The organism is Mucilaginibacter sp. P2_A5, from assembly GCF_056404995.1.
In genome coordinates, this window is record NZ_JBFUCY010000020.1 from 41314 (window position 1) to 64702 (window position 23389).

General features: G+C 41.1%; 35 protein-coding genes. 7 read left to right on the top strand and 28 right to left on the bottom strand.

Going from position 1 to position 23389, the window contains the following annotated elements; genetic code table 11:
• Window positions 1–125 precede the first annotated feature (125 nt).
• Window positions 126–584 (bottom strand): hypothetical protein, encoded by a 459-nt coding sequence (locus tag AC1DXF_RS18235; protein ID WP_477450157.1) that lies wholly within the window; start codon window positions 582–584, stop codon window positions 126–128.
• A gap of 251 nt (window positions 585–835) precedes the next feature.
• Here AC1DXF_RS18235 and AC1DXF_RS18240 point away from each other — a divergent pair, with 251 nt between their 5' ends.
• The 3 genes from AC1DXF_RS18240 to AC1DXF_RS18250 all read left to right on the top strand — a co-directional run bounded on the left by AC1DXF_RS18240 (window position 836) and on the right by AC1DXF_RS18250 (window position 4509).
• The gene (locus AC1DXF_RS18240; protein ID WP_090643501.1) at window positions 836–2284 is read left to right on the top strand and encodes a circularly permuted type 2 ATP-grasp protein; all 1449 of its coding nucleotides are present in this window, start codon (window positions 836–838) and stop codon (window positions 2282–2284) included.
• A gap of 181 nt (window positions 2285–2465) precedes the next feature.
• A complete protein-coding gene (locus AC1DXF_RS18245; RefSeq protein ID WP_477450158.1) occupies window positions 2466–3401 on the top strand; it encodes an alpha-E domain-containing protein in 936 nt (311 codons plus the stop codon).
• Between the two features lie 127 nt (window positions 3402–3528).
• On the top strand, window positions 3529–4509 hold the full coding sequence (locus AC1DXF_RS18250; RefSeq protein WP_477450159.1) for a transglutaminase family protein: 981 nt from the start codon (window positions 3529–3531) through the stop codon (window positions 4507–4509).
• Window positions 4510–4687: 178 nt separating this feature from the next.
• Here the strand turns inward: AC1DXF_RS18250 and AC1DXF_RS18255 are convergent, their stop codons facing one another.
• Window positions 4688–5176: a TlpA family protein disulfide reductase gene (locus tag AC1DXF_RS18255; protein WP_477450160.1), complete on the bottom strand. Its 489-nt coding sequence runs from the start codon at window positions 5174–5176 to the stop codon at window positions 4688–4690.
• A 42-nt stretch (window positions 5177–5218) separates the two neighbouring features.
• Entirely contained in the window at window positions 5219–6238 is a 1020-nt protein-coding gene (locus AC1DXF_RS18260) for a Gfo/Idh/MocA family oxidoreductase (protein ID WP_477450161.1), read from the bottom strand.
• A gap of 137 nt (window positions 6239–6375) precedes the next feature.
• Between AC1DXF_RS18260 and tnpA the strand changes: the two genes are divergently transcribed.
• Window positions 6376–6663 (top strand): IS200/IS605 family transposase, encoded by a 288-nt coding sequence (gene tnpA / locus AC1DXF_RS18265; RefSeq protein WP_477450162.1) that lies wholly within the window; start codon window positions 6376–6378, stop codon window positions 6661–6663.
• A gap of 491 nt (window positions 6664–7154) precedes the next feature.
• Here the strand turns inward: tnpA and dnaK are convergent, their stop codons facing one another.
• Entirely contained in the window at window positions 7155–9062 is a 1908-nt protein-coding gene (gene dnaK / locus AC1DXF_RS18270) for a molecular chaperone DnaK (protein WP_477450163.1), read from the bottom strand.
• A 238-nt stretch (window positions 9063–9300) separates the two neighbouring features.
• On the opposite strand from dnaK, the gene AC1DXF_RS18275 reads away from it, so the two are divergent.
• The 3 genes from AC1DXF_RS18275 (at window position 9301) to AC1DXF_RS18285 (ending at window position 10604) form a co-directional block, all read left to right on the top strand.
• Window positions 9301–9513 (top strand): DUF2683 family protein, encoded by a 213-nt coding sequence (locus AC1DXF_RS18275; RefSeq protein ID WP_477450164.1) that lies wholly within the window; start codon window positions 9301–9303, stop codon window positions 9511–9513.
• Window positions 9498–9758 carry a Txe/YoeB family addiction module toxin gene (locus tag AC1DXF_RS18280; RefSeq protein WP_477450165.1) on the top strand — a complete coding sequence of 87 codons (261 nt, stop codon included), beginning with the start codon at window positions 9498–9500 and terminating at the stop codon, window positions 9756–9758. Before AC1DXF_RS18275 ends, AC1DXF_RS18280 begins: the two co-directional genes overlap by 16 nt.
• A gap of 309 nt (window positions 9759–10067) precedes the next feature.
• A complete protein-coding gene (locus tag AC1DXF_RS18285) occupies window positions 10068–10604 on the top strand; it encodes a GNAT family N-acetyltransferase (protein WP_477450166.1) in 537 nt (178 codons plus the stop codon).
• A gap of 96 nt (window positions 10605–10700) precedes the next feature.
• Here AC1DXF_RS18285 and rplQ read toward each other — a convergent pair whose 3' ends face one another.
• From rplQ to rplV, 24 genes are all read right to left on the bottom strand, one after another.
• Window positions 10701–11255: a 50S ribosomal protein L17 gene (gene rplQ / locus AC1DXF_RS18290; protein ID WP_477450167.1), complete on the bottom strand. Its 555-nt coding sequence runs from the start codon at window positions 11253–11255 to the stop codon at window positions 10701–10703.
• A gap of 150 nt (window positions 11256–11405) precedes the next feature.
• Window positions 11406–12398: a DNA-directed RNA polymerase subunit alpha gene (locus AC1DXF_RS18295; RefSeq protein ID WP_090643464.1), complete on the bottom strand. Its 993-nt coding sequence runs from the start codon at window positions 12396–12398 to the stop codon at window positions 11406–11408.
• Window positions 12399–12493: 95 nt separating this feature from the next.
• Window positions 12494–13102 carry a 30S ribosomal protein S4 gene (gene rpsD, locus AC1DXF_RS18300; protein ID WP_477359167.1) on the bottom strand — a complete coding sequence of 203 codons (609 nt, stop codon included), beginning with the start codon at window positions 13100–13102 and terminating at the stop codon, window positions 12494–12496.
• A 64-nt stretch (window positions 13103–13166) separates the two neighbouring features.
• A complete protein-coding gene (gene rpsK, locus AC1DXF_RS18305; protein ID WP_090643458.1) occupies window positions 13167–13556 on the bottom strand; it encodes a 30S ribosomal protein S11 in 390 nt (129 codons plus the stop codon).
• Between the two features lie 135 nt (window positions 13557–13691).
• On the bottom strand, window positions 13692–14069 hold the full coding sequence (rpsM, locus tag AC1DXF_RS18310) for a 30S ribosomal protein S13 (RefSeq protein WP_090643454.1): 378 nt from the start codon (window positions 14067–14069) through the stop codon (window positions 13692–13694).
• Between the two features lie 94 nt (window positions 14070–14163).
• Window positions 14164–14280: a 50S ribosomal protein L36 gene (rpmJ, locus tag AC1DXF_RS18315; RefSeq protein ID WP_074487407.1), complete on the bottom strand. Its 117-nt coding sequence runs from the start codon at window positions 14278–14280 to the stop codon at window positions 14164–14166.
• A gap of 8 nt (window positions 14281–14288) precedes the next feature.
• A complete protein-coding gene (gene infA, locus AC1DXF_RS18320; RefSeq protein WP_090643449.1) occupies window positions 14289–14507 on the bottom strand; it encodes a translation initiation factor IF-1 in 219 nt (72 codons plus the stop codon).
• Between the two features lie 63 nt (window positions 14508–14570).
• Window positions 14571–15362: a type I methionyl aminopeptidase gene (gene map, locus AC1DXF_RS18325; RefSeq protein WP_477450168.1), complete on the bottom strand. Its 792-nt coding sequence runs from the start codon at window positions 15360–15362 to the stop codon at window positions 14571–14573.
• Window positions 15363–15368: 6 nt separating this feature from the next.
• On the bottom strand, window positions 15369–16709 hold the full coding sequence (gene secY / locus AC1DXF_RS18330; RefSeq protein ID WP_477450169.1) for a preprotein translocase subunit SecY: 1341 nt from the start codon (window positions 16707–16709) through the stop codon (window positions 15369–15371).
• Between the two features lie 7 nt (window positions 16710–16716).
• Entirely contained in the window at window positions 16717–17163 is a 447-nt protein-coding gene (rplO, locus tag AC1DXF_RS18335; protein WP_090643436.1) for a 50S ribosomal protein L15, read from the bottom strand.
• A gap of 4 nt (window positions 17164–17167) precedes the next feature.
• On the bottom strand, window positions 17168–17347 hold the full coding sequence (gene rpmD / locus AC1DXF_RS18340; RefSeq protein WP_090643431.1) for a 50S ribosomal protein L30: 180 nt from the start codon (window positions 17345–17347) through the stop codon (window positions 17168–17170).
• Window positions 17348–17353: 6 nt separating this feature from the next.
• Window positions 17354–17872, bottom strand: a complete 519-nt coding sequence (gene rpsE / locus AC1DXF_RS18345; RefSeq protein ID WP_090643427.1) for a 30S ribosomal protein S5 — start codon at window positions 17870–17872, stop codon at window positions 17354–17356.
• A 12-nt stretch (window positions 17873–17884) separates the two neighbouring features.
• Entirely contained in the window at window positions 17885–18238 is a 354-nt protein-coding gene (gene rplR / locus AC1DXF_RS18350) for a 50S ribosomal protein L18 (protein ID WP_477450170.1), read from the bottom strand.
• A 5-nt stretch (window positions 18239–18243) separates the two neighbouring features.
• Complete coding sequence (gene rplF, locus AC1DXF_RS18355; RefSeq protein WP_090643419.1) at window positions 18244–18801, bottom strand: 50S ribosomal protein L6; 558 nt, start codon at window positions 18799–18801, stop codon at window positions 18244–18246.
• A 16-nt stretch (window positions 18802–18817) separates the two neighbouring features.
• Complete coding sequence (rpsH, locus tag AC1DXF_RS18360; RefSeq protein ID WP_090643415.1) at window positions 18818–19216, bottom strand: 30S ribosomal protein S8; 399 nt, start codon at window positions 19214–19216, stop codon at window positions 18818–18820.
• Window positions 19217–19417: 201 nt separating this feature from the next.
• Window positions 19418–19687 carry a 30S ribosomal protein S14 gene (rpsN, locus tag AC1DXF_RS18365; RefSeq protein WP_090643411.1) on the bottom strand — a complete coding sequence of 90 codons (270 nt, stop codon included), beginning with the start codon at window positions 19685–19687 and terminating at the stop codon, window positions 19418–19420.
• A complete protein-coding gene (rplE, locus tag AC1DXF_RS18370) occupies window positions 19680–20243 on the bottom strand; it encodes a 50S ribosomal protein L5 (RefSeq protein ID WP_090529254.1) in 564 nt (187 codons plus the stop codon). Before rplE ends, rpsN begins: the two co-directional genes overlap by 8 nt.
• Window positions 20243–20587: a 50S ribosomal protein L24 gene (rplX, locus tag AC1DXF_RS18375; RefSeq protein WP_477450171.1), complete on the bottom strand. Its 345-nt coding sequence runs from the start codon at window positions 20585–20587 to the stop codon at window positions 20243–20245. Before rplX ends, rplE begins: the two co-directional genes overlap by 1 nt.
• A 2-nt stretch (window positions 20588–20589) precedes the next feature.
• Window positions 20590–20958, bottom strand: a complete 369-nt coding sequence (rplN, locus tag AC1DXF_RS18380; protein ID WP_073405786.1) for a 50S ribosomal protein L14 — start codon at window positions 20956–20958, stop codon at window positions 20590–20592.
• Window position 20959: 1 nt separating this feature from the next.
• Window positions 20960–21214, bottom strand: a complete 255-nt coding sequence (gene rpsQ, locus AC1DXF_RS18385; RefSeq protein ID WP_008506277.1) for a 30S ribosomal protein S17 — start codon at window positions 21212–21214, stop codon at window positions 20960–20962.
• A gap of 20 nt (window positions 21215–21234) precedes the next feature.
• Window positions 21235–21444: a 50S ribosomal protein L29 gene (gene rpmC / locus AC1DXF_RS18390; RefSeq protein ID WP_090643399.1), complete on the bottom strand. Its 210-nt coding sequence runs from the start codon at window positions 21442–21444 to the stop codon at window positions 21235–21237.
• A gap of 125 nt (window positions 21445–21569) precedes the next feature.
• Window positions 21570–21992 (bottom strand): 50S ribosomal protein L16, encoded by a 423-nt coding sequence (gene rplP / locus AC1DXF_RS18395; protein WP_090643396.1) that lies wholly within the window; start codon window positions 21990–21992, stop codon window positions 21570–21572.
• Window positions 21993–22040: 48 nt separating this feature from the next.
• The gene (rpsC, locus tag AC1DXF_RS18400; protein WP_090643390.1) at window positions 22041–22952 is read right to left on the bottom strand and encodes a 30S ribosomal protein S3; all 912 of its coding nucleotides are present in this window, start codon (window positions 22950–22952) and stop codon (window positions 22041–22043) included.
• Between the two features lie 6 nt (window positions 22953–22958).
• Window positions 22959–23387: a 50S ribosomal protein L22 gene (gene rplV, locus AC1DXF_RS18405; RefSeq protein WP_477359146.1), complete on the bottom strand. Its 429-nt coding sequence runs from the start codon at window positions 23385–23387 to the stop codon at window positions 22959–22961.
• Window positions 23388–23389 lie beyond the last annotated feature (2 nt).

Below are 23389 nucleotides of genomic sequence, written 5' to 3' on the forward strand. Positions count from 1 at the left end.
CGTTAGGGATAGCAATGAAAAGCCCGGAGCATGGCAGGGATGTGAGCGAAGGCTTGCGAGGACTTGCAATGAATAGCCCGGCAGCCGCTTCTACCAGCGGCTGAAACGCCATAAAACATAAAACTTCAATCAGATTCGTCTCTAATTGAAGTCATCCACCATTTTCCTTTCCGCTTTACAAAATTGCGATAAACCGAAAATCCTGTTTCATCTATTAGCAGATGGACGGCCACAGTCGTTTTGTCAATCCGCTGAGGTCTTACTATTATATCTTTTTGTTTTTGCGGATCCTGAAACCACCAATCTTTTTTTTGGAGAAATTTTGTGGTATCGCCTTCACCTTCGCCGCCAATTATCGTTAACTTTAGCGGGAACTCGATCCTTGATATTTGAAACGCAGAATCGGTGCTAAACCTATTGAAGAATATATTGAAACTTTCTGACGCAGTATTAACTGCGTTGACCTTGGCTGCTGCTTTAGCAGGCAATGAGCCCTTCGACCGTTTGTTATTGTCGCAAGCCGGGAGCAGCAGCAATAGTGCTCCACACAACAGGCCATACTTTTTAATGATTTGAGATAACATGAATAATTGTATAAGGTTTATGCAAAGATACAATGCTGATGATTGATATTTTAGACAAAGACAATCAGGTGTTTAAAACAACTTTTATCAATTAAATTACCATATCAATACATAAACTTTGTTAAAAATGAAAAATCAATTAAAATAATCGCAAAAAATTCAAAATAATTTGCTTTTTTATCAAAAACACTTCATAAATTACATTTTTAAAAAATAACTGATTAGTAATCTTCAAATCTTCACAATTTCATATGCAGGAATCAGCTTATTTTGATAAATACAACCCGATAAGTGGTGTTTGGGACGAAATGTATGGCCTGGACAGCAATGTTCGCGAGCATTATCGTAAGGTAATAGAATATATTTCGCAGGAATCGGCCGACGATTTGAACAAAAAAGARGAACTGGCCAAGCGTCTTTTTATGAGCCAGGGTATCACCTTTACCGTGTACAACAGTGGCGAAGGCATTGAAAAGATTTTTCCGTTTGACATTATCCCGCGCATTATTACCGCAAGCGAATGGGCTTTTGTAGAGAAGGGTATTAAACAGCGGCTTACTGCGTTAAACCATTTTTTGAAGGATATATACAATAACCAGTTTATTGTAAAGGATGGTATTGTGCCTATTGATATCATTTACTCGTGCCCGCACTTTTTACGCGAGATGTACCAACTGAAGGTACCTTATGATATTTATGTACATATCTCGGGCATCGATCTGATCCGCGATGAAGATGGTACTTTTTATGTACTGGAAGATAACCTGCGCACCCCGTCGGGCGTAAGCTATATGCTGGAAAACCGCGAAATAACCAAACGTTTATTCCCCGATTTGCTGCCCCAGTGCGGTGTAAGGAGTGTTACAGAGTATCCAACGATATTGTATAAAAATTTGCTGGCGCTATCGCCAAGGCAAATCTCCAATCCTACTATAGTATTATTGAGCCCGGGAATTTATAACTCGGCTTATTTTGAGCATACCACCTTGGCCCGGCTGATGGGCGTTGAACTGGTGGAAGGGCGCGACCTGGTGGTAAACAACCATAAGGTTTATATGAAAACTACCACAGGCTTACAGCAGGTAGATGTAATTTATCGCCGGGTTGACGATGAGTATTTAGATCCGCTGGTATTTAACCCCGCGAGTATGCTGGGTGTAGCGGGTATCATGGGGGCTTACCGCAAAGGCAATGTAGCTATTGTAAATGCTATTGGCACCGGCGTGGCCGACGATAAAGCGGTTTATGTATACGTGCCGGATATGATCCGTTATTACCTGAACGAAGAGCCGATACTGAAAAACGTACCTACCCACCAGTTGGGCAACCCCGACGAGCGCGAGCATGTTTTTAAAAACCTGAATAAAATGGTAGTTAAAAAAACCAACGGCAGCGGCGGCTACGGCATGCTGATGGGGCACGCGGCATCGGAAGAAGAAATTGAAGAGTATAAAAAAGAGATCCTGAAAGATCCCCGTAATTTTATAGCCCAGCCTACCATCAGCCTTTCGGCAGCGCCGTGTTATATGCAGGGTTCGTTAAAGCCCCGCCGCATTGATTTAAGGCCTTACGCATTGTATGGCCCCGATGGCATTGAGATTGTACCTGGCGGCCTAACCCGTGTGGCTTTAAAAGAAGGCTCACTGGTAGTAAATAGCTCGCAAGGGGGAGGCAGTAAGGATACGTGGGTGCTGGCGTAGGTTAGGACGAAGTATAAAAAGACAAGGAAAAAAGGACTATTAACACCGAACATCGAATTTTGAATAATGAACATCGAAGTAAAACCTATCTTCATTAATAATTTAATTCATCATTCGATATTGGACATTCGATATTCATTATTAAAAAATCATTCCCCCTTCAGGGGGTTAGGGGGCTAATATGTTAAGCAGGGTTGCAGCAAGTTTTTATTGGTTAAGCCGTTACATTGAGCGCAGCGATGGTATGCTGCGGATGCTCAAAATTAATTATGCCTCATCGCAGGATACCGTACAGGAGTTTACCTGGGAGCCGGTGATCAGGATTTTTGCCGGAATTAAAGAGGCGGAAATTGACAAACTGGAAAATGATAGCCGGGCAGTTTTAAAATACATGGTTACGGGCAAAAACAATCCTAACTCGATACTGAACATTATAACCCTGGCCAGGGAAAATGCCCGTGGCGTGCAGGAGCACATCTCTAAGGACCTTTGGCAATGCCTTAACGAGTATTACCATACGGTAAAAGATTCGCGCCTGGAGCGTTCCTTACAGCGCGAGGACCCTATTGGCGTGCTTGATATCTTGATAAAACAAGTAATGCTTTACTACGGCACAGCCGAAATCACCATGGAGCGTGGCGAAGGCCGCAGCTTTATGAATATTGGCAAGTACCTGGAGCGGGCCATACAATCGGTGGATATTTTGGATACCAAATTCAGTTCGGTAAGCGATAATCCCGATTTGCTGACAGACACTACCTACTGGAAACATCTTTTACTTTCATTAGGCGGATATGAGTTGTACCTGAAAACATACCGCGAGGGTTTTGAGGCCGAAAACGTACTGGAGCAGGTTGCTTTGAATAACGACTTCCCCCGCTCGGTTATCTATTCGGTAAATAACATACACCGGTATTTTGACAGGTTGAAAAATGACAGCAATGTAGATACCTTCCGCGAAATGTCGTTCCAGATAGGCAGGTTGCAAAGCCGGATCAAGTACAGTTCGGTAAAAAGCATCCGCGATGAGGGCCTGCATTTGTTTTTAACGCAAACCAGGAAAGAACTTTATGGCATTGGTAACTCATTAAATGAATATTACTTTGCAAACTCTTAATAATTTGAAGATTTGAGAATTTGAAAATTTGAAGATGAAGAATAAGGAGTGATTTGAAGACTGGATTAACTGACTAAGAGGTCATTTTCAAATTTTCAAATCCTCAAATTAACTAATTCAAAAAAACATGCCCGACTTTAAGATACAACATATTACCAAGTACAGCTATGAAGGGATGGTACGCGACAGCGCCAACCAGATTGTACTTTACCCGATAAAGGACGAGTACCAGGATGTAACACACCATGAGTTATCTATAACCGGCAGCCCGGTTGTAGATACCCATATTGATTATTATGGCAATGAAATAGGCAGCTTCACCTACAGCGAACCGCATTCTGTAATGGTTATCAATTCAAAATTAAGCGTTACAACCAGGCAACGACCACTACCTGTTACAGATATTTTTCCCGATCAGCAGTGGGAATATCTTAAACATATTCAATACATGGTGCCTTATATCGACTTTTTGAAGCAGGAATATTTTGAAGGCCTGCCCGAACTACAGGTTATTGTTGAGCAGGAAAGAGCATTGGATGATACCCCGTTCCAGATAGCGTTGCGCTTTTGCGGCTACGTGTACCAAAATTTTGAATACATTAAAGGAGTAACCAGCGTTGAAACCACGCTTGATGAGGTTTGGAAGCTGAAAGCTGGTGTTTGCCAGGATTTTGCACACATTTTAATGGTGATGCTGCGTTTGCTAAAAATACCAGCCCGTTATGTAAGCGGCTACATTTGCACCAATAGCAGCACCATGCGCGGCGAAGGCGCCACCCATGCCTGGGCCGAGGCTTACATACCCGATTATGGCTGGCTGGGCATCGACCCTACCAATAACTGTATCGCCAACGAAACCCACGTGCGTTTGGCTGTTGGCCGTAATTTTTCGGATTGCTCGCCGGTAAAGGGTGTTTATAAAGGCTCATCGGGCCATAAACTGGAAGTAGCCGTGAGTGTAGATGACGACGAAAATACTTTTACAAGTATAGATCATAAAGCCCATCATGATAACGAATTGCTGCATCGTACCACAGATAGTACCCCTAAAAACAGCTATCAAAGGCATTTGGAGATCATTCAGCAACAACAACAGCAACAACAATAACAATTTGAAAATTTGGTAATTTGAAGATTTGAAAATGCCCTTATGATTGAATTATAAGGGCATTTTCAATTCGCTTAATATCGATTTTGGGCACACTGTTATGAGCGTAAAATAGTTTGAAGATTTAGTTAATAAACCATTTTCAAATTCTCAAATCTTCAAATTTTCAAATCAAAAGTTACACTTTCTTAATCGCATCCATCAGTACCGGAATTTTTGGCACTTTATCATAAGCCTGGGCAAGTTTTCCGTTTTTATCATAAATGGCAATGTACGGCGTGGTTTGCACGTGGTAATAGCGTTGCACAACATAAGTATACCCTTCGGTACCTATAATGATGTTATGATATTTAGCCAAATCAAAATCGCGCTGAAATACCTGTATGGCCTTCAACTGGTTCACAAAGGTGATCATTACAATCTGCACCCCTTTCAGCTTATCCAGTTCGGGTTTTAAATCATACATCAAGTGCTGGCAGTGACTGCAATCGGGCGAGAAATAGATTACCATTACCGGCTTGTTTTTTTTCAGGTCGGCGGGGGTAACATAAACACTGTCGGTGGTTAATATATGATATGGGGCAATTTTGCTATTGGCAGGTATGGTTTGGGCCTGGCTGCAGCCCGCGGCTACAATAAGGCAAAACAACAAACATATTCTTTTCATTATGTTGATATAATATTTCATTAAAGCATAGTTACGATATTTTTAGCTTTCCAGCAATTCAATCTGCCAGGCTATTTGTTCCTCAGTTATCGGGAATAACGCATTTTCGCGTACAGTATGATACACAGCATCAAATAAACCATTATAATTACCCTTGTCTGACGGAACCCACTCTACTGTTTTCTCATTATCAGGCCCCATCAACACCAGTTTACCCTCGCTACCTTCGGGCTCAACACCAAAACCTGCTGCATCCGGCATCATTCCGGTATCCAGTTGAGCCTCCTGCACATCGGTACGCAACTTTACAAAACTGCCCAATGTACCGTGTACAACAAAGCCCGGCAGATGCTCGGCAATAAGCAGGCCGGATGTCAGGTATACGTTCAGTTGATTTGGATAACTTAAGTGAATGTGAAAGTAATCATCTACCTGCGAGCCGGGACGATGTGCGGCTGTAGTTTTCACATAACTTAACGGCCGGCCAAAAATACTAATGGCGTTATCAACCAGGTGCGCGCCCAAATCGTACGTTAAGCCGTTACCCGGCGTTTCTTTAGTCTCCTTAAATTGCTTTGTCCCGATAGACATACGGTACCTGTCGAGCCTGAAATTCACTTCTATCAGTTCGCCAAGGCGGCCACTTTCAATCACCTTTTTTACAGAGATGAAACCACTATCGTACCGGCGGTTTTGGTAGATCATTACTTTTTTACCGAGTTGCCTGCTCAAATCAAATAGTGCCTTTACTTCTGCCGAAGTAACTGCCGCCGGTTTTTCTATCAGCACATGTTTACCGACGTTTAACGCCCGCACCGCGTAATCAAAGTGTGTATCGTTTGGTGTATTTACAATAATCAACTCAATTTCAGCGTCATTCAGCAATTCTTCAATAGTGTTATAGCTGATTACATCCGGATATACTTTGCCGGCCTTTTTTTCATGGCGCTCTACAATAGCTTTAAAAGTAAAGCCGGGATTAGTTGCTATAAACGGCGCGTGAAAAATACGGCCCGACATGCCATAGGCCATCAGGCCGGTTACTATTGGTTTTGTTGACATTGATATTTATTTGCCTTTAGTTATGGAGTAAAAATAAGATTATTTATGACAGACAGTGCTATAAACTTATACTAAAACCTACTTTGAAATGCTGCCGATCTTACATAAATTGGTCGATAATATACATCAGTATCACAATGGCAAATACTTTCTCTCAAATTTATCTTCAATTTGTATTTGCCGTAAAAGACAGACAAAGCTTGATATCTAAAAACAACAAGGAAGAGGTACACAAGTATATTACTTCCCTGGTTCAAGTTAGGAAAGCAAAATTACTGGCTATTAATTGTATGCCCGATCACACACATGTATTTGTTGGATTTAAACCCACCATCCTTATTTCAGATTTTGTTAAAGAGATAAAAGTGGAGAGTAACGAGTTTATCAATAGTAAAAATTGGGTCAAAGGTAAATTTGCCTGGTAAGAAGGCTACGGCGTTTTCTCCTATTCACATTCACATATCGATGCTGTTGTTAAGTATGTTTTGAATCAAGAAAAACACCATGAAAAGCGATCATTCAAAGACGAGTATTTAGAATTGCTGACCAAATTCGAAATTCCCTTTGAGGAACAATATCTATTCGAGTTTATTGAGTAGGCATGTATAATTTTATAGGAGGCACCTACGGAGCCAAAAGCACATGTCAAATTAGCTATAAACACGGGGCTCCGCTGGAGCCTAAAATATCGTACCTGCAAATTTATAACAGAATTATATTAAAACCTGCAGCCTTTTTAGAAAGATACAAATCGATGAAGCTTGACTCCGGAGGAGTCTCGTGTTTGTAGCAAGATAAAGAAAAAAGAGTGGGCTCCGTAGGTGCCCCCTACTCGCCCGTAAGCAATAGCCTCACAACAAAGCCCGGCTGAATTTCTCCAACCGGGCTTTACTATATAGTTAACGAAACTTGATGATTATTTTTCGTCTTTTACTTCTTCAAAGTCAACATCGGTTACGGTGTCGGCATTGTCCTGAGCACCTGCACCTGCGTTACCTTCTGGTTGTCCGCCTTGAGCGTCGCCTGCAGCTTTGTACATCTCTTCAGATGCAGTAGCCCATGCAGCGTTCAATTCAGTTTGAGCAGCATCAATTGCATCAAAGTTTTTAGCAGCATAAGCTTCTTTCAGCTTAGTCAAACCGGCTTCAATCGGAGCTTTTTTGTCGGCAGATATTTTATCACCATACTCCTTCAATTGTTTTTCTGTCGAGAAGATCAGGGCATCGGCACCATTCAATTTTTCAACTTCTTCGCGTGCTTTTTTGTCGGCATCGGCGTTAGCTTCAGCTTCGTCTTTCATCTTCTTGATCTCGGCATCAGTTAAGCCTGAAGAAGCTTCGATACGGATTTTTTGTTCTTTACCTGTTGCTTTATCTTTAGCAGATACATGCAATATACCGTTTGCATCAATATCAAATGTTACTTCGATTTGTGGCACACCGCGAGGTGCTGGCGGAATACCATCCAGGTGGAAACGGCCTATAGTACGGTTACCCGCAGCCATCGGACGCTCGCCTTGCAATATATGGATCTCAACAGATGGCTGGCTATCGCTGGCAGTTGAGAAAGTTTCAGATTTTTTAGTAGGGATAGTAGTGTTCGATTCAATTAATTTGGTCATTACACCACCCATAGTTTCGATACCTAATGAAAGCGGGGTAACATCTAACAACAACACGTCCTTAACTTCGCCTGTTAATACACCACCTTGAATAGCAGCACCGATAGCTACAACCTCATCAGGGTTAACACCTTTTGAAGGCGTTTTGCCAAAGAATTTCTGAACAGCTTCCTGAATAGCAGGGATACGGGTTGAACCACCTACCAGGATAACTTCGTCGATATCTGATGTGCTGTAACCTGCATTTTTCAACGCTGTTTTGCAAGGCTCAATAGTACGTTTAATCAGGCTATCTGCCAGTTGCTCAAATTTAGCACGGGTTAACGTTTTAACCAGGTGCTTAGGCATACCATCGGCAGCGGTAATGTATGGCAAGTTAATTTCTGTTTGTGCAGAACTTGACAACTCAATTTTAGCTTTTTCGGCCGATTCTTTTAAACGTTGTAAAGCCATTGGATCTTTACGCAGATCAATACCTTCGTCGCTTTTAAATTCGTCAGCTAACCAGTCAATAATTACCTGGTCAAAGTCGTCACCACCTAAGTGTGTATCACCATCGGTTGATTTTACTTCAAATACACCATCACCTAATTCAAGGATAGATACGTCATGTGTACCACCACCGCAGTCAAATACCGCAATTTTCATATCCTTGTGCGCTTTATCAAAGCCATAAGCTAAGGCAGCAGCAGTAGGTTCGTTGATAATACGGCGAACTTTTAAACCAGCAATTTCACCGGCTTCCTTAGTTGCCTGGCGTTGTGCATCGTTAAAGTAAGCAGGTACAGTAATAACGGCTTCAGTAACTTCAGTTCCTAAAAAGTCTTCGGCAGTTTTCTTCATTTTCTGAAGGATCATGGCCGAAATCTCTTGCGGAGTGTATTTACGGTCGCCAATTTCAACACGCGGGGTGTTGTTATCTCCTTTAACTACCTTGTAAGGTACGCGTGCAGCCTCGTTGGTAACTTCGTTAAACTGGTTACCCATAAAGCGCTTGATAGACGAAATGGTTTTTGTAGGGTTAGTGATTGCCTGACGTTTAGCCGGATCACCAACTTTACGCTCGCCGTTATCAATAAAAGCTACAACGGATGGCGTAGTACGTTTTCCCTCGCTATTTGCTATAACTACAGGTTCGTTACCTTCCATTACAGACACGCAGGAGTTGGTTGTTCCTAAGTCGATTCCAATTATTTTAGACATATGATTGTTTTTTCTGATTTATTAAATTTTACTACAACAGCTATTTATCAACGTTTGTGCCAATATTCATTTGTCAGCGTATATAGTCATCATGACAATTACAGCGTCAGAAAAGTCATAAACTATGGTGACAGGTTGGCAGAAAAGTGATGGTCTGTGGTGAAATGTAAAGGAGAAAGAGGTATCCTTTAGTCAAAAACGGTCTCGGAATTTTATTTAATAAAATGTAAATTTGTATATGGAAACTTTAATAGTACTACCTAAAGATAAAGAACAGCTGGCAACATTAAAGGCAATTATGAAAGCGCTTAAAGTTGACTTTAAAACTGAAAAAAGCAAAGATAAATCGTACAACCCAGAGTTTATTGCAAAAATGGAGAAAAGTGAGGCAGATTTTAAAGCGGGCCGGACTACAAAAATAGAACCTGCTGATATATGGAACTTAGAATAACTGATGCAGCAAAAGAAGACATTAAATTTTTCTTAAAAAGTGGCCAATCGAATATTGTAAAGAAAATTGAACAACTTCTCTCCTCTATCAAAGAAACACCTTTCACCGGTATAGGTAAGCCGGAACCGCTGAAATATGCATATTCAGGTAAATGGCCACGACGAATTGATGTTAAACATCGTGTTGTTTACGAGGTAATTGATGACATAATAATTATTTACTCCTTTAAAGGCCATTACCAATAGAAACCAACAAGGGCGTTGCCTGCGGCCGGGTCATCCGCTCATACTGCACAGGCCTTAAGCTCAAGCCGGTACCCGCTGCTACCCCTAACGCAAATTCTGCGTCGCCAACAACCTTTCCATCATTAGTTATTTACAAACTAAATTCCCATCTTTATCCCAACAAACAAAACGCCTCTGTTACCCATAAATCAAATCAGGCTAATTACTTCGCCTGGAATTGTATAACAAAAGCTTTGCAAGCAAAGCTTAACATTCACTGTTCAAAAAGAGAACTGGTTTACTATTGTTATTTAATTCCAAACAAATCAAATGTTTTTTATCGAATCTGAACGGTTAAAACTGATACCGTTAACACACGAGCAACTCTTGCTGCTACGGCAAAACCGTGCCCTATTGGAAATCTCTATCGGGCTAACCCCATCAAATATGCTGGTCGACCCGTTGTACAATAATGAAATTACCGATGCGCTGGATAACTTCTGGCTACCCAATACCCTCACCTACCGCGATAAATACCTATGGTATACCGATTGGGAACTGGTGCTTAAAAGTACAAACACCCCCGTCGGCGGCATGGGCTTCGCGGGCTATCCAAACGAAAACGGCGAAGCGGAAATAGGCTATATGATAGATGGAAATCATCACAACAAGGGGTTTGCCACCGAGGCTTTAAAGGTGATGATCAAATGGGCATTTACCCACCAATTTGTAAAAGCCATCATTGTGCATACTTATGCCGATAACCTGCCATCGTGCCGCTTACTGGATAAATGCCAATTTGAGCAAGTGGAGAATGTAGAAGGATTGTTGACCTATAGACTTGACAGATCACCATCTGACAGATAGAATCCTTTCAATCCTGTTCAATTCAGAAAATCATGTCAAAATAAAACGCCCTGCTCAAATGAACAGGGCGTTTTTAATATTTAAAAGAGAAATTAATTATTCTCCTTTTTCAGCGTTTTCTTCAGCTTCAGGAGATGCAGGAGCTTCAGTTTCTGCAACCGGCGCTTCTTTAACTTCTTCAGCAACTACTGCTTCCTCAGCTGCAACTGGTGCTGCTGTTTTAGCCTTAGCCGAACCACCACGACGACGTGTTGATTTTTTTGTTACCGCAGCAGTATCAACACCGTAAACAGTGTTATAATCTACTAACTCGATGATCGCCATTTCGGCGTTATCACCTAAACGGTTTTCTAACTTGATGATACGGGTATAACCACCTGGGCGGTTAGCTATCTTCTCAGCAATCTCGCGGAAAAGGATAGTTGTAGCATCTTTATCTTGCAGGTAGCTAAACACTGTACGACGAGAGTGAGTAGTATCGCTTTTTGATTTAGTTAAAAGTGGTTCGATATAACCGCGTAAAACTTTTGCTTTAGCTAATGTTGTAGTAATACGCTTGTGTAAGATAAGCGAAGTCGCCATGTTCGACAGCATCGCCTTGCGATGGCTGGTAGTACGGCCTAAGTGATTGTTTTTGTTTCCGTGTCTCATTGTTTTAAATTATTTCACGTGCATACCGTCCGGCGATTTACTCAAGCCTTCGGAATTATGCCTTCGCTATTTTTATTTTAGATTCAAGAATTAAGAGTCAAGAATCAGGACTTTTCTTGTGTCTTGATTCCTGACTCTTGATTCTTTTTATTATTCCTCGTCTAACTTAAATTTAGACAGGTTCATACCAAAAGATAAACCTTTTGATTTAACCAGGTCCTGGATTTCAGTTAATGATTTTTTACCAAAGTTCCTGAACTTTAACATATCAGCAACATCGTACGATACCAAATCGGCCAGGCTGCGGATATCTGCAGCTTTAAGGCAATTTAATGCACGCACAGAAAGGTCAAGATCAACCAATTCGGTTTTAAGGATCTTACGCATGTGCAAAATTTCCTCGTCAACTTCTTTAGTTTCTTCTTTAGCCTGTGCTTCAAGCATCATGTTTTCATCGCTGAACAACATAAAGTGCTGAATAAGGATCTTTGCAGCTTCCTTCAAAGCATCTTCAGGATGAACAGAACCATCAGTAGCAATATCCAATACTAATTTTTCATAGTCGGTTTTTTGCTCAACACGATAGTTTTCGATGGTATATTTAACGTTCTTTATCGGCGTATAGATCGAGTCGATAGCGATAACGCCAACATTTGCATCAGGATTTTTGTTCTCTTCGCTCGGCACGTAACCACGGCCTTTACCAACTGTAAGCTCAATTTCAAGCGTTACTGATGAGTCCATGTTACATAAAACCAGATCAGGATTTAATACTGTAAAGTTGTTGGAGAATTTAGTAATGTCTCCGGCTTTAAAAGCATCCTGGCCATTTATAATAACAAATATTTTCTCGCTGTCGCCAGATTCACCAGTCTTTTTAAAACGAACCTGTTTAAGGTTCAAGATGATCTCGGTTACGTCTTCAACAACACCTTTGATGGTTGAAAACTCATGCGTTACTCCCGAAAAACGTACTGAAGTAATTGCATAACCTTCGAGTGATGAAAGTAAGATACGACGCAGAGCATTACCAATGGTTACACCAAAACCTGGTTCTAACGGACGAAATTCAAACGTACCATCAAAATCATTTGCTTTTTGCATGATAACCTTGTCTGGTTTTTGAAATGCTAAAATTGCCATTTATATCCTTTATTTATTGTTTACTAATTGAAATGATTTTAACCACGAAAATGATTGACAGAATATGCCAACCATCCCCTGGATAATTATTTTTATTATTTTGAATACAACTCGACGATTAGGTTCTCCTTAATGTTTTCAGGAATTTCATCGCGGTTAGGATAGTTAAGGAATGTGCCTGTTAATTCATTTGCATCCCAAGCCAACCAGCTGTATTTGTTGATTCTTCTACCTGCTACTGATGTAGTAATAGCTTCCAATGTTTTAGATTTCTCACGTACAGAGATAACGTCACCAGCTTTTAATGCATATGATGCGATGTTTACAACAGCACCGTTAACGTTAATGTGTTTGTGGTTAACCAACTGACGGGCGCCTGAACGTGTAGGTGATATACCTAAACGATAAACAGCGTTATCTAAACGGGCTTCTAAAAATTTCAGCAAGTTTTCACCTGTGATACCTTCTTTAGCCGAAGCGCGGTGAAACAAGTTTTCGAACTGACGCTCTAATACACCGTAAGTGTATTTAACTTTTTGTTTCTCCATTAACTGAGTTGAATACTCAGATTGTTTTCCACGACGTTTTGAAGCGCCATGCATTCCCGGTGGATAGTTTTTACGTTCTAACGCTTTATCCGGACCGAAGATCGGCTCACGGAAACGACGTGCAATTTTGGACTTAGGTCCTGTATATCTGGCCATTTTGTGTATTTTTAAAGTATCTTACAGCCTGTAGCTGCAGAATCTTAGCTTTAAAATCTGTTAATTAAACTCTTCTTCTTTTTGACGGACGGCAACCATTGTGTGGAAGCGGTGTAATGTCTTTGATAGTGGTAACTTCGATACCTGCAGTTTGCAAAGTACGGATAGCCGACTCACGACCAGCACCAGGGCCTTTTACAAACACCTCTACTTTACGCAAACCAAAGTCATAAGCAACTTTACCGCAATCGGCAGCAGCCTGACCGGCAGCATAAGGGGTGTTCTTTTTTGAACCTTTGAAACCCATTTTACCTGCAGACGACCATGAAATAGCCTGTCCGGTTTTGTTGGTAAGGGTAATGATGATGTTGTTAAAAGTAGCATTGATGTGTGCTTCGCCAACCGGCTCAACAATCACAATGCGCTTTTTGGTAACTTTTTTACTTTTAGCCATTTTATTTTTTGAATTATTGAGTTAGTGAATTACTGAATTAGTGAATAATTCGGACCCATTAACTGCTTGTATAATTAACATATTCCTGGTAAGCTTAAAGTATATAACTACCCGCCGCTAACCAATCGTTATTTACTACTTAGTAGCTTTCTTTTTGTTAGCAACTGTTTTACGTTTTCCTTTACGGGTACGTGAGTTGTTTTTAGTACGCTGACCACGTAATGGTAAACCTTTACGGTGACGTGTACCACGGTAGCAACCAATGTCCATCAAACGTTTAATGTTCAATTGCACTTCTGAACGAAGTGAACCTTCCACTTTAATCTGATCGTTGATGATTCCACGGATTGAGGCTAACTGCTCATCGGTCCAGTCCTGTACTTTTGTATTAAAATCGATACCTGCCTCAGTCAAAATCTTTTGAGCTGTTGAGCGGCCTATACCGAAAATGTAAGTAAGTCCGATTTCTCCTCTTTTATTCTTTGGTAAATCAATACCTGATATCCTTGCCATATTCTTTATTTAGTGATTTAGTGATTTAGTGATTGTGCGAGATGATTTTTAAATTCAATAACTCACTAATTCACTAATTCAAAATTAATTGTTCTTAGCCCTGGCGTTGTTTGTACTTAGGATTCTTCTTGTTAATAACGTAAAGTTTCCCGTTACGGCGAATGATCTTGCAATCTGCGCTGCGTTTTTTAATGGATGCTCTAACTTTCATCTCTTTGTTTATTTATATCTATAGGTTATTCTACCCTTACTCAAATCGTACGGACTCATTTCTAATTTTACTCTGTCGCCAGGTAAAATTTTTATATAGTGCATACGCATTTTGCCCGAAATATGGGCTATAATCTCATGACCGTTCTCCAGCTCAACTCTGAACATTGCATTTGACAATGCCTCTCTAATTGTACCGTCCTGTTCGATCGAAGATTGTTTAGCCATATTTTGTTGATTTTTACTTAATTATCCGCCCTAAAACCGGGATGCAAAATTAATAAAAATTATTTAATTATTATTCTTTTCTTTTAAAACATTATCAACATATTCAAACGTTGATAAAATGTCGGGTTTTCCTTTACCTATTGCAACTGTATGCTCATAATGAGCCGATGCTTTTTTATCTACGGTTGATACGGTCCATCCATCATCCCAAAACTTAACACCGGCACGGCCGGCATTTATCATTGGTTCAATGGCAATTACCATGCCTTCTTCAAGCTTAATACCCGATCCACGTTTACCGTAATTAGGCACTTCGGGCTTCTCATGAAGTTTAACCCCCACGCCATGCCCTACAAGTTCTTTAACAACTCCAAAGCCATTCTTCTCGGCGTGTTCCTGTATCGCGTAACCTATATCGCCTATCCGCATACCCGCTACAGCTTTAGCAACACCCAGGTCCAAACACTCCCTGGTTACCCGCATGAGTTTTTTTACTGTATCGCTTACTTCGCCAATGGCAAATGTAAAAGCCGAATCGCCTACGAAGCCGTTCAGTACAGCACCGCAGTCAACAGAAACTAAATCACCTTCTACCAGTACATGTTTTCCGGGGAAACCGTGCACTACCTGGTCATTTAATGATATGCAGAGTGAGTAGGGAAACCCGCCGTAGTTTAAAAAAGCGGGGATACCGCCGTTATCACGTATAAAGGTTTCAGCAAGTCTGTCGAGTTCGATAGTGGTAACACCCGGGCCTATTACTTTAGCAACCTCTGCATGTGTTCTGGACACCAGCAGCGCGCTTTCCCGGATCAACTCTATTTCCTCGGCAGACTTGTAAATTATTTTTGACATTCCTTATTAGATCGCTGTCGGACTTGTTCCGGCAGCAGCAGGCATTGCTGTACGTCCTTTAATCCGTCCGGTTTTCATTAAACCATCATAATGGCGCATCAGCAGGTGGCTTTCTATTTGTTGCAAGGTATCCAACACAACACCTACCAGGATAATTAACGATGTGCCGCCAAAAAATCTTGCGAAGGTTGGAGATACACCCACTAAACTGGCAATTGCCGGGATAATTGCTATAATAGCCAGGAAAATAGATCCAGGTAAGGTAATTTTTGATATTACACCATCTATATAATCGGCAGTTGATTTACCTGGTTTAACGCCCGGAATAAACCCGCCGTTCTTCTTCATATCATCAGCCATCTGGTTAGGGTTAACCGTAATAGCTGTGTAGAAGTAAGTAAACAGGATGATCAGGACGCCAAACAGCGTATTATGCTGCCATGAATTATAATTTGATAACGCAATTAATATACCGTTTGATGAAATGTTTGGCATAAACTGTTGTACGGTTTGCGGTATAAACATTAATGCCTGCGCAAATATGATAGGCATTACACCCGCAGCATTTACCTTTAACGGTATATACTGGCGCACGCCGCCATATTGTTTATTACCTACTATACGCTTAGCGTACTGTACAGCAATTTTACGGGTGCCCTGTACAATAAGGATAGTAAACATTACAACCCCAATTAAGGCCACAATTTCAACAATGAATGTGATTAACCCACCTGTACCGCTGGTCCGTGAGCTAAACTCTGCTAAAAACGCTACCGGCAATTGGGCAATGATACCAACCATGATGATAAGCGATATACCGTTACCAATACCTTTGTCTGTAATTTTCTCGCCCAGCCACATTACAAATAATGTACCTGCCGTTAAAACAAAGATGTTAAGAACAGTAAAGAATGGGTTACTGATCATCATAGCATCAGCAGAGATCTGCGATTTTAAATAACCTATAGCCTGCAGGGCAGTTATACCTATTGTTAGGTAACGTGTCCACTGGTTAAGTTTATTACGGCCGCTTTCACCCTCTTTTTGCAATTTGGTGAAATAAGGCACCGCGATACCCAATAATTGCACCACAATTGAAGCCGAAATATAAGGCATAACGCCTAATGCAAAAATAGAGGCATGTGAAAATGAACCTCCTGAAAACATATTCAGCAATCCTACTAATCCTTCTGCTTTTTGGTTAGCTACTGACGCAGGATTAACCCCCGGTAGTACCACAAAGGAACCTACACGATATATTACAAGAAATAAGAGTGTGTTTATAATACGCACTCTTAAATCTTCTATTTTCCAGATATTGGATAATGTGGTGAAAAATTTCTTCATCCTAAAATTATAGCTTAACTATGGTACCACCAGCTGCTTCAATAGCTTTTTGAGCTGTAGCAGTAAATGCATGTGCCTTAACTTCTAATTTGGCAGTTAATTCGCCACGGCCCAGAATTTTAACCAGGTCGTTACGGGATACCAAACCATGTAATTTCAAAGTATCAAAATCAACAACATCAAGTGTGTATTTTGTTACTAATTCTTGCAATACATCAAGGTTTACACCAGTATACTCTACGCGGTTAGGGTTTTTAAAACCAACCTTAGGCACACGGCGTTGTAAAGGCATCTGACCGCCTTCAAAACCTACCTTGCTGCTTGTACCTGAACGTGAACCGGCGCCTTTGTGGCCACGGGTTGACGTACCGCCACGGCCAGAACCTGTACCACGGCCAATTCTTTTCCTATTTTTAGTAGAACCTTCTGCAGGTTTTAAATTACTTAAATTCATGATATTAAATATTTTCTACCGCTACCAGGTGGTTAACTTTTCTAACCATACCAATTATAGCTGCAGTTGCCTCAACTTCCACACTGTGGTTAATTTTACGCAAGCCTAATGCTTCGATAGTCTTTTTTTGGCGCTCACTTCTGTCGATCACGCTCTTAATCTGTGTTATTTTGATTTTGGCCATGACTGATTATCCGTTAAATACTTTACCTAAACTAACGCCACGTTGCTGTGCTACGGTATGGGCATCACGTAATTGTGATAACGCAGATACGGTTGCTTTAACCACGTTGTGCGGATTTGATGAACCTTTTGATTTTGCTAACACATTGTGGATACCTGCAGACTCTAATACTGCACGCATTGCTCCACCCGCGATAACACCGGTACCGTTTGCTGCTGGTTTCAAGAAAACAAAACCACCGCTGAATTTACCAATTTGCTCATGAGGGATTGTGTTGTTGATAATAGGAACTTTTACCAGGTTCTTTTTAGCATCATCAATACCTTTTGCAATTGCTTCGGTAACCTCTTTTGCTTTGCCTAATCCGTAACCTACAACACCGTTTTCATCACCTACTACCACGATGGCAGAAAAGCTGAAAGTACGGCCACCTTTGGTTACTTTGGCAACACGCTGTATGCTTACCAAGCGGTCTTTTAATTCGATCTCGCTTGTTTTTACTCTTTTTATGTTGATTGTTGACATTTCTCTGTTCGATTAAAAGTTTAAACCACCTTCACGTGCACCTTCGGCCAGTGACTTAACACGACCATGGTACAAATAACCGTTCCTGTCGAAAACCACATCCTTGATACCTGCTGCGATAGCTTTCTGAGCTACCAGTTTGCCTACGGCTACTGATTGATCAGACTTTGTGCCATCAGCTGCAACGAAATCTTTTGATAAAGATGATGCTGATACGATAGTTTTACCGGTTAAATCGTCAATGATCTGCGCGTAAATACCTTTATTGCTCCTGTATACTGACAGGCGAGGACGCTCTGTTGATCCTGAAAGGCGTTTTCTGATACCTTTTTTAATCCTGTCTCTTCTTGATAATTTAGCTCCCATGACGATTATTTTTTAGATGCTGATTTACCTGCTTTTCTTCTCAATATCTCGCCTACAAACTTAATACCTTTACCTTTGTAAGGCTCTGGAGTACGTAACGAACGTATTTTTGCAGCTACCTGGCCAATTAACTGTTTGTCAATTGATTCAAGTATGATAGTTGGGTTTTTACCCTTATCAGCAGTGGTTGTAACTTTAATTTCTGTTGGCAATTCAAATACATAGTGGTGAGAGTAACCCAACACTAAATCTAATGTATTACCTGTATTGGTAGCACGGTAACCTACACCAACCAATTCCTGTTGGATTTTGTAACCTTCGGTTACGCCTACTACCATGTTGTTGATAAGCGCACGGTATAAACCATGTAATGCTTTGTGACGTTTTTGATCAGACGGGCGTTGAACCAGTAACTGACCGTCTTCCTGTGCAATGGTGATATCGCTATCAACCGCTTGCTGCAACTGACCTTTAGGGCCTTTTACGGTAACAACATTATCTGCTGATACGGTAACGGTTACTCCTGCTGGCATTGCTATCGGTGCTTTTCCTACTCTTGACATTGCTTAATTTCTCCTATTAATAAACGTAGCATAAAACTTCGCCACCTACATTTTGCTGACGGGCTTCTTTATCAGACATTACGCCTTTAGAAGTTGACAGGATGGCGATACCTAAACCATTTAATACTCTTGGCATTTTTTCCATGCCTGCGTATTTCCTCAAACCTGGTTTACTGATGCGCGTAATGCTACGGATAGCAGAAATTTTAGTTATCGGGTGGTACTTTAAAGCAACTTTAATACTGCCTTGCGGACCATTTTCCTCAAACTTGTAATTGGCAATGTAACCTTTGTCGAAAAGCACCTTAGTGATTTCCTTTTTCAGATTTGATGCAGGAATTTCAACAACCCTATGGTTGGCTTTAATAGCATTCCTTACTCTTGTAAGATAATCTGCGATTGGATCTGTATTCATTTTATTGTGTTATGATGGTGGTTTCCTTCCCGTAACATCCGGGGCGACCTTCCATCGGTTAATTCTTTTTTATAGTATCAAGTAGTTAGTATCAAGTATCAAGATTTTGTCTTGTTTTTTGATGCTAACTACCTCTACTCTTTAATACCGTTCGCAAGGTATGTCTTGCTACTAGATACTATATACTTGCTACTGAACTAATTACCAGCTTGCTTTCTTTACTCCCGGGATTTTGCCATCAAGAGCCATTTCACGGAATGTTACGCGTGAAATACCAAACTGACGCATATAACCACGTGGGCGGCCGGTTAATTTACAACGGTTGTGTAATTTTACCGGAGATGATGCCTTAGGTAATTTATCTAAACCAACGTAATCGCCGGCTTCTTTAAGGGCTGCTCTTTTCTCTGCGTATTTAGCAACCAATTTAGCGCGCTTTACTTCACGAGCTTTTACACCTTCTTTAGCCATTGCTATTTTGATTTTTAAATGGTAATCCAAATTGTTTCAACAACTCCAATGCTTCAACATCGTTTGTTGCGGAGGTTACAAAGGTAATATCCATACCTTGGATTTTATTGATTTTGTCAATATTTATCTCAGGGAATATAATTTGCTCTGTAATACCTAAAGTATAGTTACCTCTGCCGTCAAAACCTTTGTCGTTGATGCCTTTAAAGTCACGGATACGTGGCAGGGCAACAGCGATTAAACGATCTAAAAACTCATACATTGTGTTGTCACGCAAGGTAACACGTACGCCAACCGGCATATTTTTACGCAATTTAAAGTTCGAGATATCTTTTTTAGATTTTGAAGATACTGCCTGCTGGCCAGTGATGGTTGTTAACTCGGTGATGGTGTTCTCGATAAGTTTTTTATCGGTAGTAGCACCGCCAACACCCTGGTTAATGGCAATTTTCTCCAGTTTAGGAACCTGCATTACGCTTTTGTACTGAAATTTATCTTTCAGTGCAGTACGAATTTCGTCCTTGTATTTTGATTTTAATCTTGGTACGTAAGTCATTACTTAATTTCCTCCCCTGATTTTTTTGCTACCCTTACTAATTTGCCGGCATCGTTCAATTTACGGCCAACACGGGTTGTATTACCTGATTTAGGGTCAACCAGCATTAGGTTTGAAATATGTATAGCAGCTTCTTGTTTAACAATTCCGCCGTTAGGGTTAGCAGCATTAGGTTTGGTATGTTTTGATACCATATTGGCACCTTCAACAACAGCCCTGTTTTTTGCTATTATCACCTCAACTACTTTACCTTGCGATCCTTTTGAATCACCGGCTATAACTTTTACCAGGTCGCCTTTGCGAATTTTTAATTTGCCTGGTGTTGCAATTTTTTTCTTTTCCATGATTACAATACCTCCGGTGCTAATGATACAATTTTCATAAATTGTTTCTCACGCAGTTCTCTTGCAACAGGGCCAAAGATACGTGTGCCTCTTGGCTCATCCTGGTTATTTAACAAAACAGCTGCGTTATCGTCGAAACGGATGTATGAACCATCTTTTCTGCGGATCTCTTTTTTGGTGCGTACTACTACGGCTTTTGATACAGTACCTTTTTTTACGTTACCTGATGGTAAAGCGCTTTTTACGGTTACTACTATCTTATCGCCTATAGATGCATACCTTTTGCCGGTACCACCTAACACGCGGATCACTAAAACTTCTTTAGCGCCACTGTTATCGGCTACGTTTAATCTTGATTCCTGTTGTACCATCTTATTTAGCCCTTTCTAAAATTTGAACTAATCTCCAGTTTTTGCTCTTGCTCAGCGGGCGGGTTTCCATAATCAATACGGTATCGCCAATGCCACAAGTGTTGGTCTCATCATGAGCCATAAATTTTGTGGTTTTTTTCACGAATTTACCGTAGATAGGGTGTTTCACTTTACGCTCAACAGCCACTACAATAGATTTTTCCATCTTATTGCTAACCACCAGGCCGGTACGTGTTTTTCTTAAATTTCTTTCCATTTTTCTGAATGCTTAAAAAATTAATTCTTTTCAGAAGCCGACGCCGCTTTGCGTTTTGTTAATTCAGTATTTAACTGAGCAATTCCCTTGCGTACCTTTGTTATACGGGATGGATTCTCGATAGCCGATACTGCGTGAGCAAATTTCAATTTGGTAAGGGTTGACCTTTCCTCGCCGATTTTTGCTACCAGTTCTTCTGTAGATAGTCCCAAAATTTCTGAGTTCTTCATCTTCTTGTGTTATTTGTTGTAATAGTAGAAAGTTTCAACGTTGTATTGTTTTGGTTTGATGGTTGAAAGTTCGGCATCTAACTTTACAACATGAGAAAACTTTACAACTTTTCAACTCTTCCAATTTATGCTTCTACGTAATCCCTACGTACAATAAATCTTGTTTGTACCGGAAGTTTCTGTGCTGCAAGGCGTAAAGCCTCTTTAGCAACTTCCATAGGCACACCTTCGGCCTCAAAAATGATCCTTCCGGGGCGTACTACCGCTACCCAGTACTCAGGAGCACCTTTACCTTTACCCATACGTACCTCTGCTGGTTTCTTGGTTACAGGCTTGTCAGGGAAAATCCTGATCCACACCTGGCCTTCACGTTTCATAAAACGTGTTACAGCAATACGTGCAGCCTCGATCTGGCGGCTGGTAATCCATGCCGCTTCGAGTGATTTTACACCGAAAGATCCGAATGAAAGTTCAGCACCACGAGTGGCTAAACCTTTCATCCTGCCTTTTTGCATCTTTCTGAACTTCGTTCTTTTTGGCTGTAGCATTTTCTTAAGCTTTTATATCGTTACGATATTTGTCTTTCTATTTTATAATTATCTCTTTCCTGGGCCACCTGGACGGTTACCGCCACCTTGACCACCTGGACGGCTGCCACCTTGACCACCCGGACGGCTACCGCCACCACGAGGACCACCTTGACCACCTGCTCCGGGACCGCCTCTGCGATCGCCACCACCTGGTTTCCTGTCATTTCTGCGTTCGCCGCCACGTTCGCCACCGCGAGCGTTATCACGACCACCGAATGCCGGTGCACCATCTGGCCTGCCACCTTTACCGCTTGCGCTGCTTGCACCACCAATGTTTGGTGATAAATCGCGTTTGCCGTAAACTTCGCCTTTACAGATCCATACTTTAACACCTATTTTACCATAAGTGGTTAATGCTTCTGCCAATGCGTAGTCAATATCAGCACGGAAAGTGTGCAAAGGAATTCTTCCTTCTTTATATTGTTCGCTACGTGCCATCTCAGCGCCACCTAAACGGCCTGATGTCATGATCTTAATACCTTCGGCACCCATTCTCATGGTTGAAGCGATGGTAGTTTTCATGGCACGACGGAAAGAGATACGTGCTTCTAATTGTTTTGCAATGCCTTCTGCTACTAATTGTGCATCAAGCTCGGGGCGTTTGATTTCGAAGATGTTGATCTGAACTTCCTTTTTGGTAAGTTTTTTCAACTCTTCTTTAATCTTATCAACTTCGGCGCCACCTTTACCAATCACAATACCCGGACGGGCAGTGTGGATAGTTACAGTGATGCGTTTTAATGTGCGTTCGATAACCACTTTTGATACACCACCTTTAGCTATACGAGCTGAAAGGTATTTGCGGATTTTTTCGTCTTCAACTAATTTGTCGGCATAATGATTGCCACCGAACCAATTAGAATCCCAACCTCTGATGATTCCTAATCTGTTACCTATTGGATGTGCTTTCTGTCCCATTTCAAATTAATTGTTTTCGTTTTTACTATCCACAACCAGTGTTACATGGTTTGAGCGTTTACGGATACGGTATCCCCTTCCTTGCGGAGCAGGGCGTAACCTTTTTAGCTGACGGCCACCGCCTACTGAGATTTCTTTAATAAACAAGCCATGATCTTCGGCTTTTTTACCTTCGTTTTTTGCTTCCCAGTTAGTAATTGCCGATACTAATAATTTCTCTACGCGGATGGCAGCTTCTTTATTAGTAAACTTTAAGATACTTAAAGCTGAAAATACATTTTTACCACGAACCAGGTCAACTACCAAACGCATCTTGCGTGGTGAAGTTGGGCAGTCCTGTAACTTGGCAACAGATGCACCACCGGTTAGGGCTTTTGCAGCTTCTTTTTGTTGCCTGATTAGTACAGACTTTTTAATTTTTGTTGTTGCTTCCATTG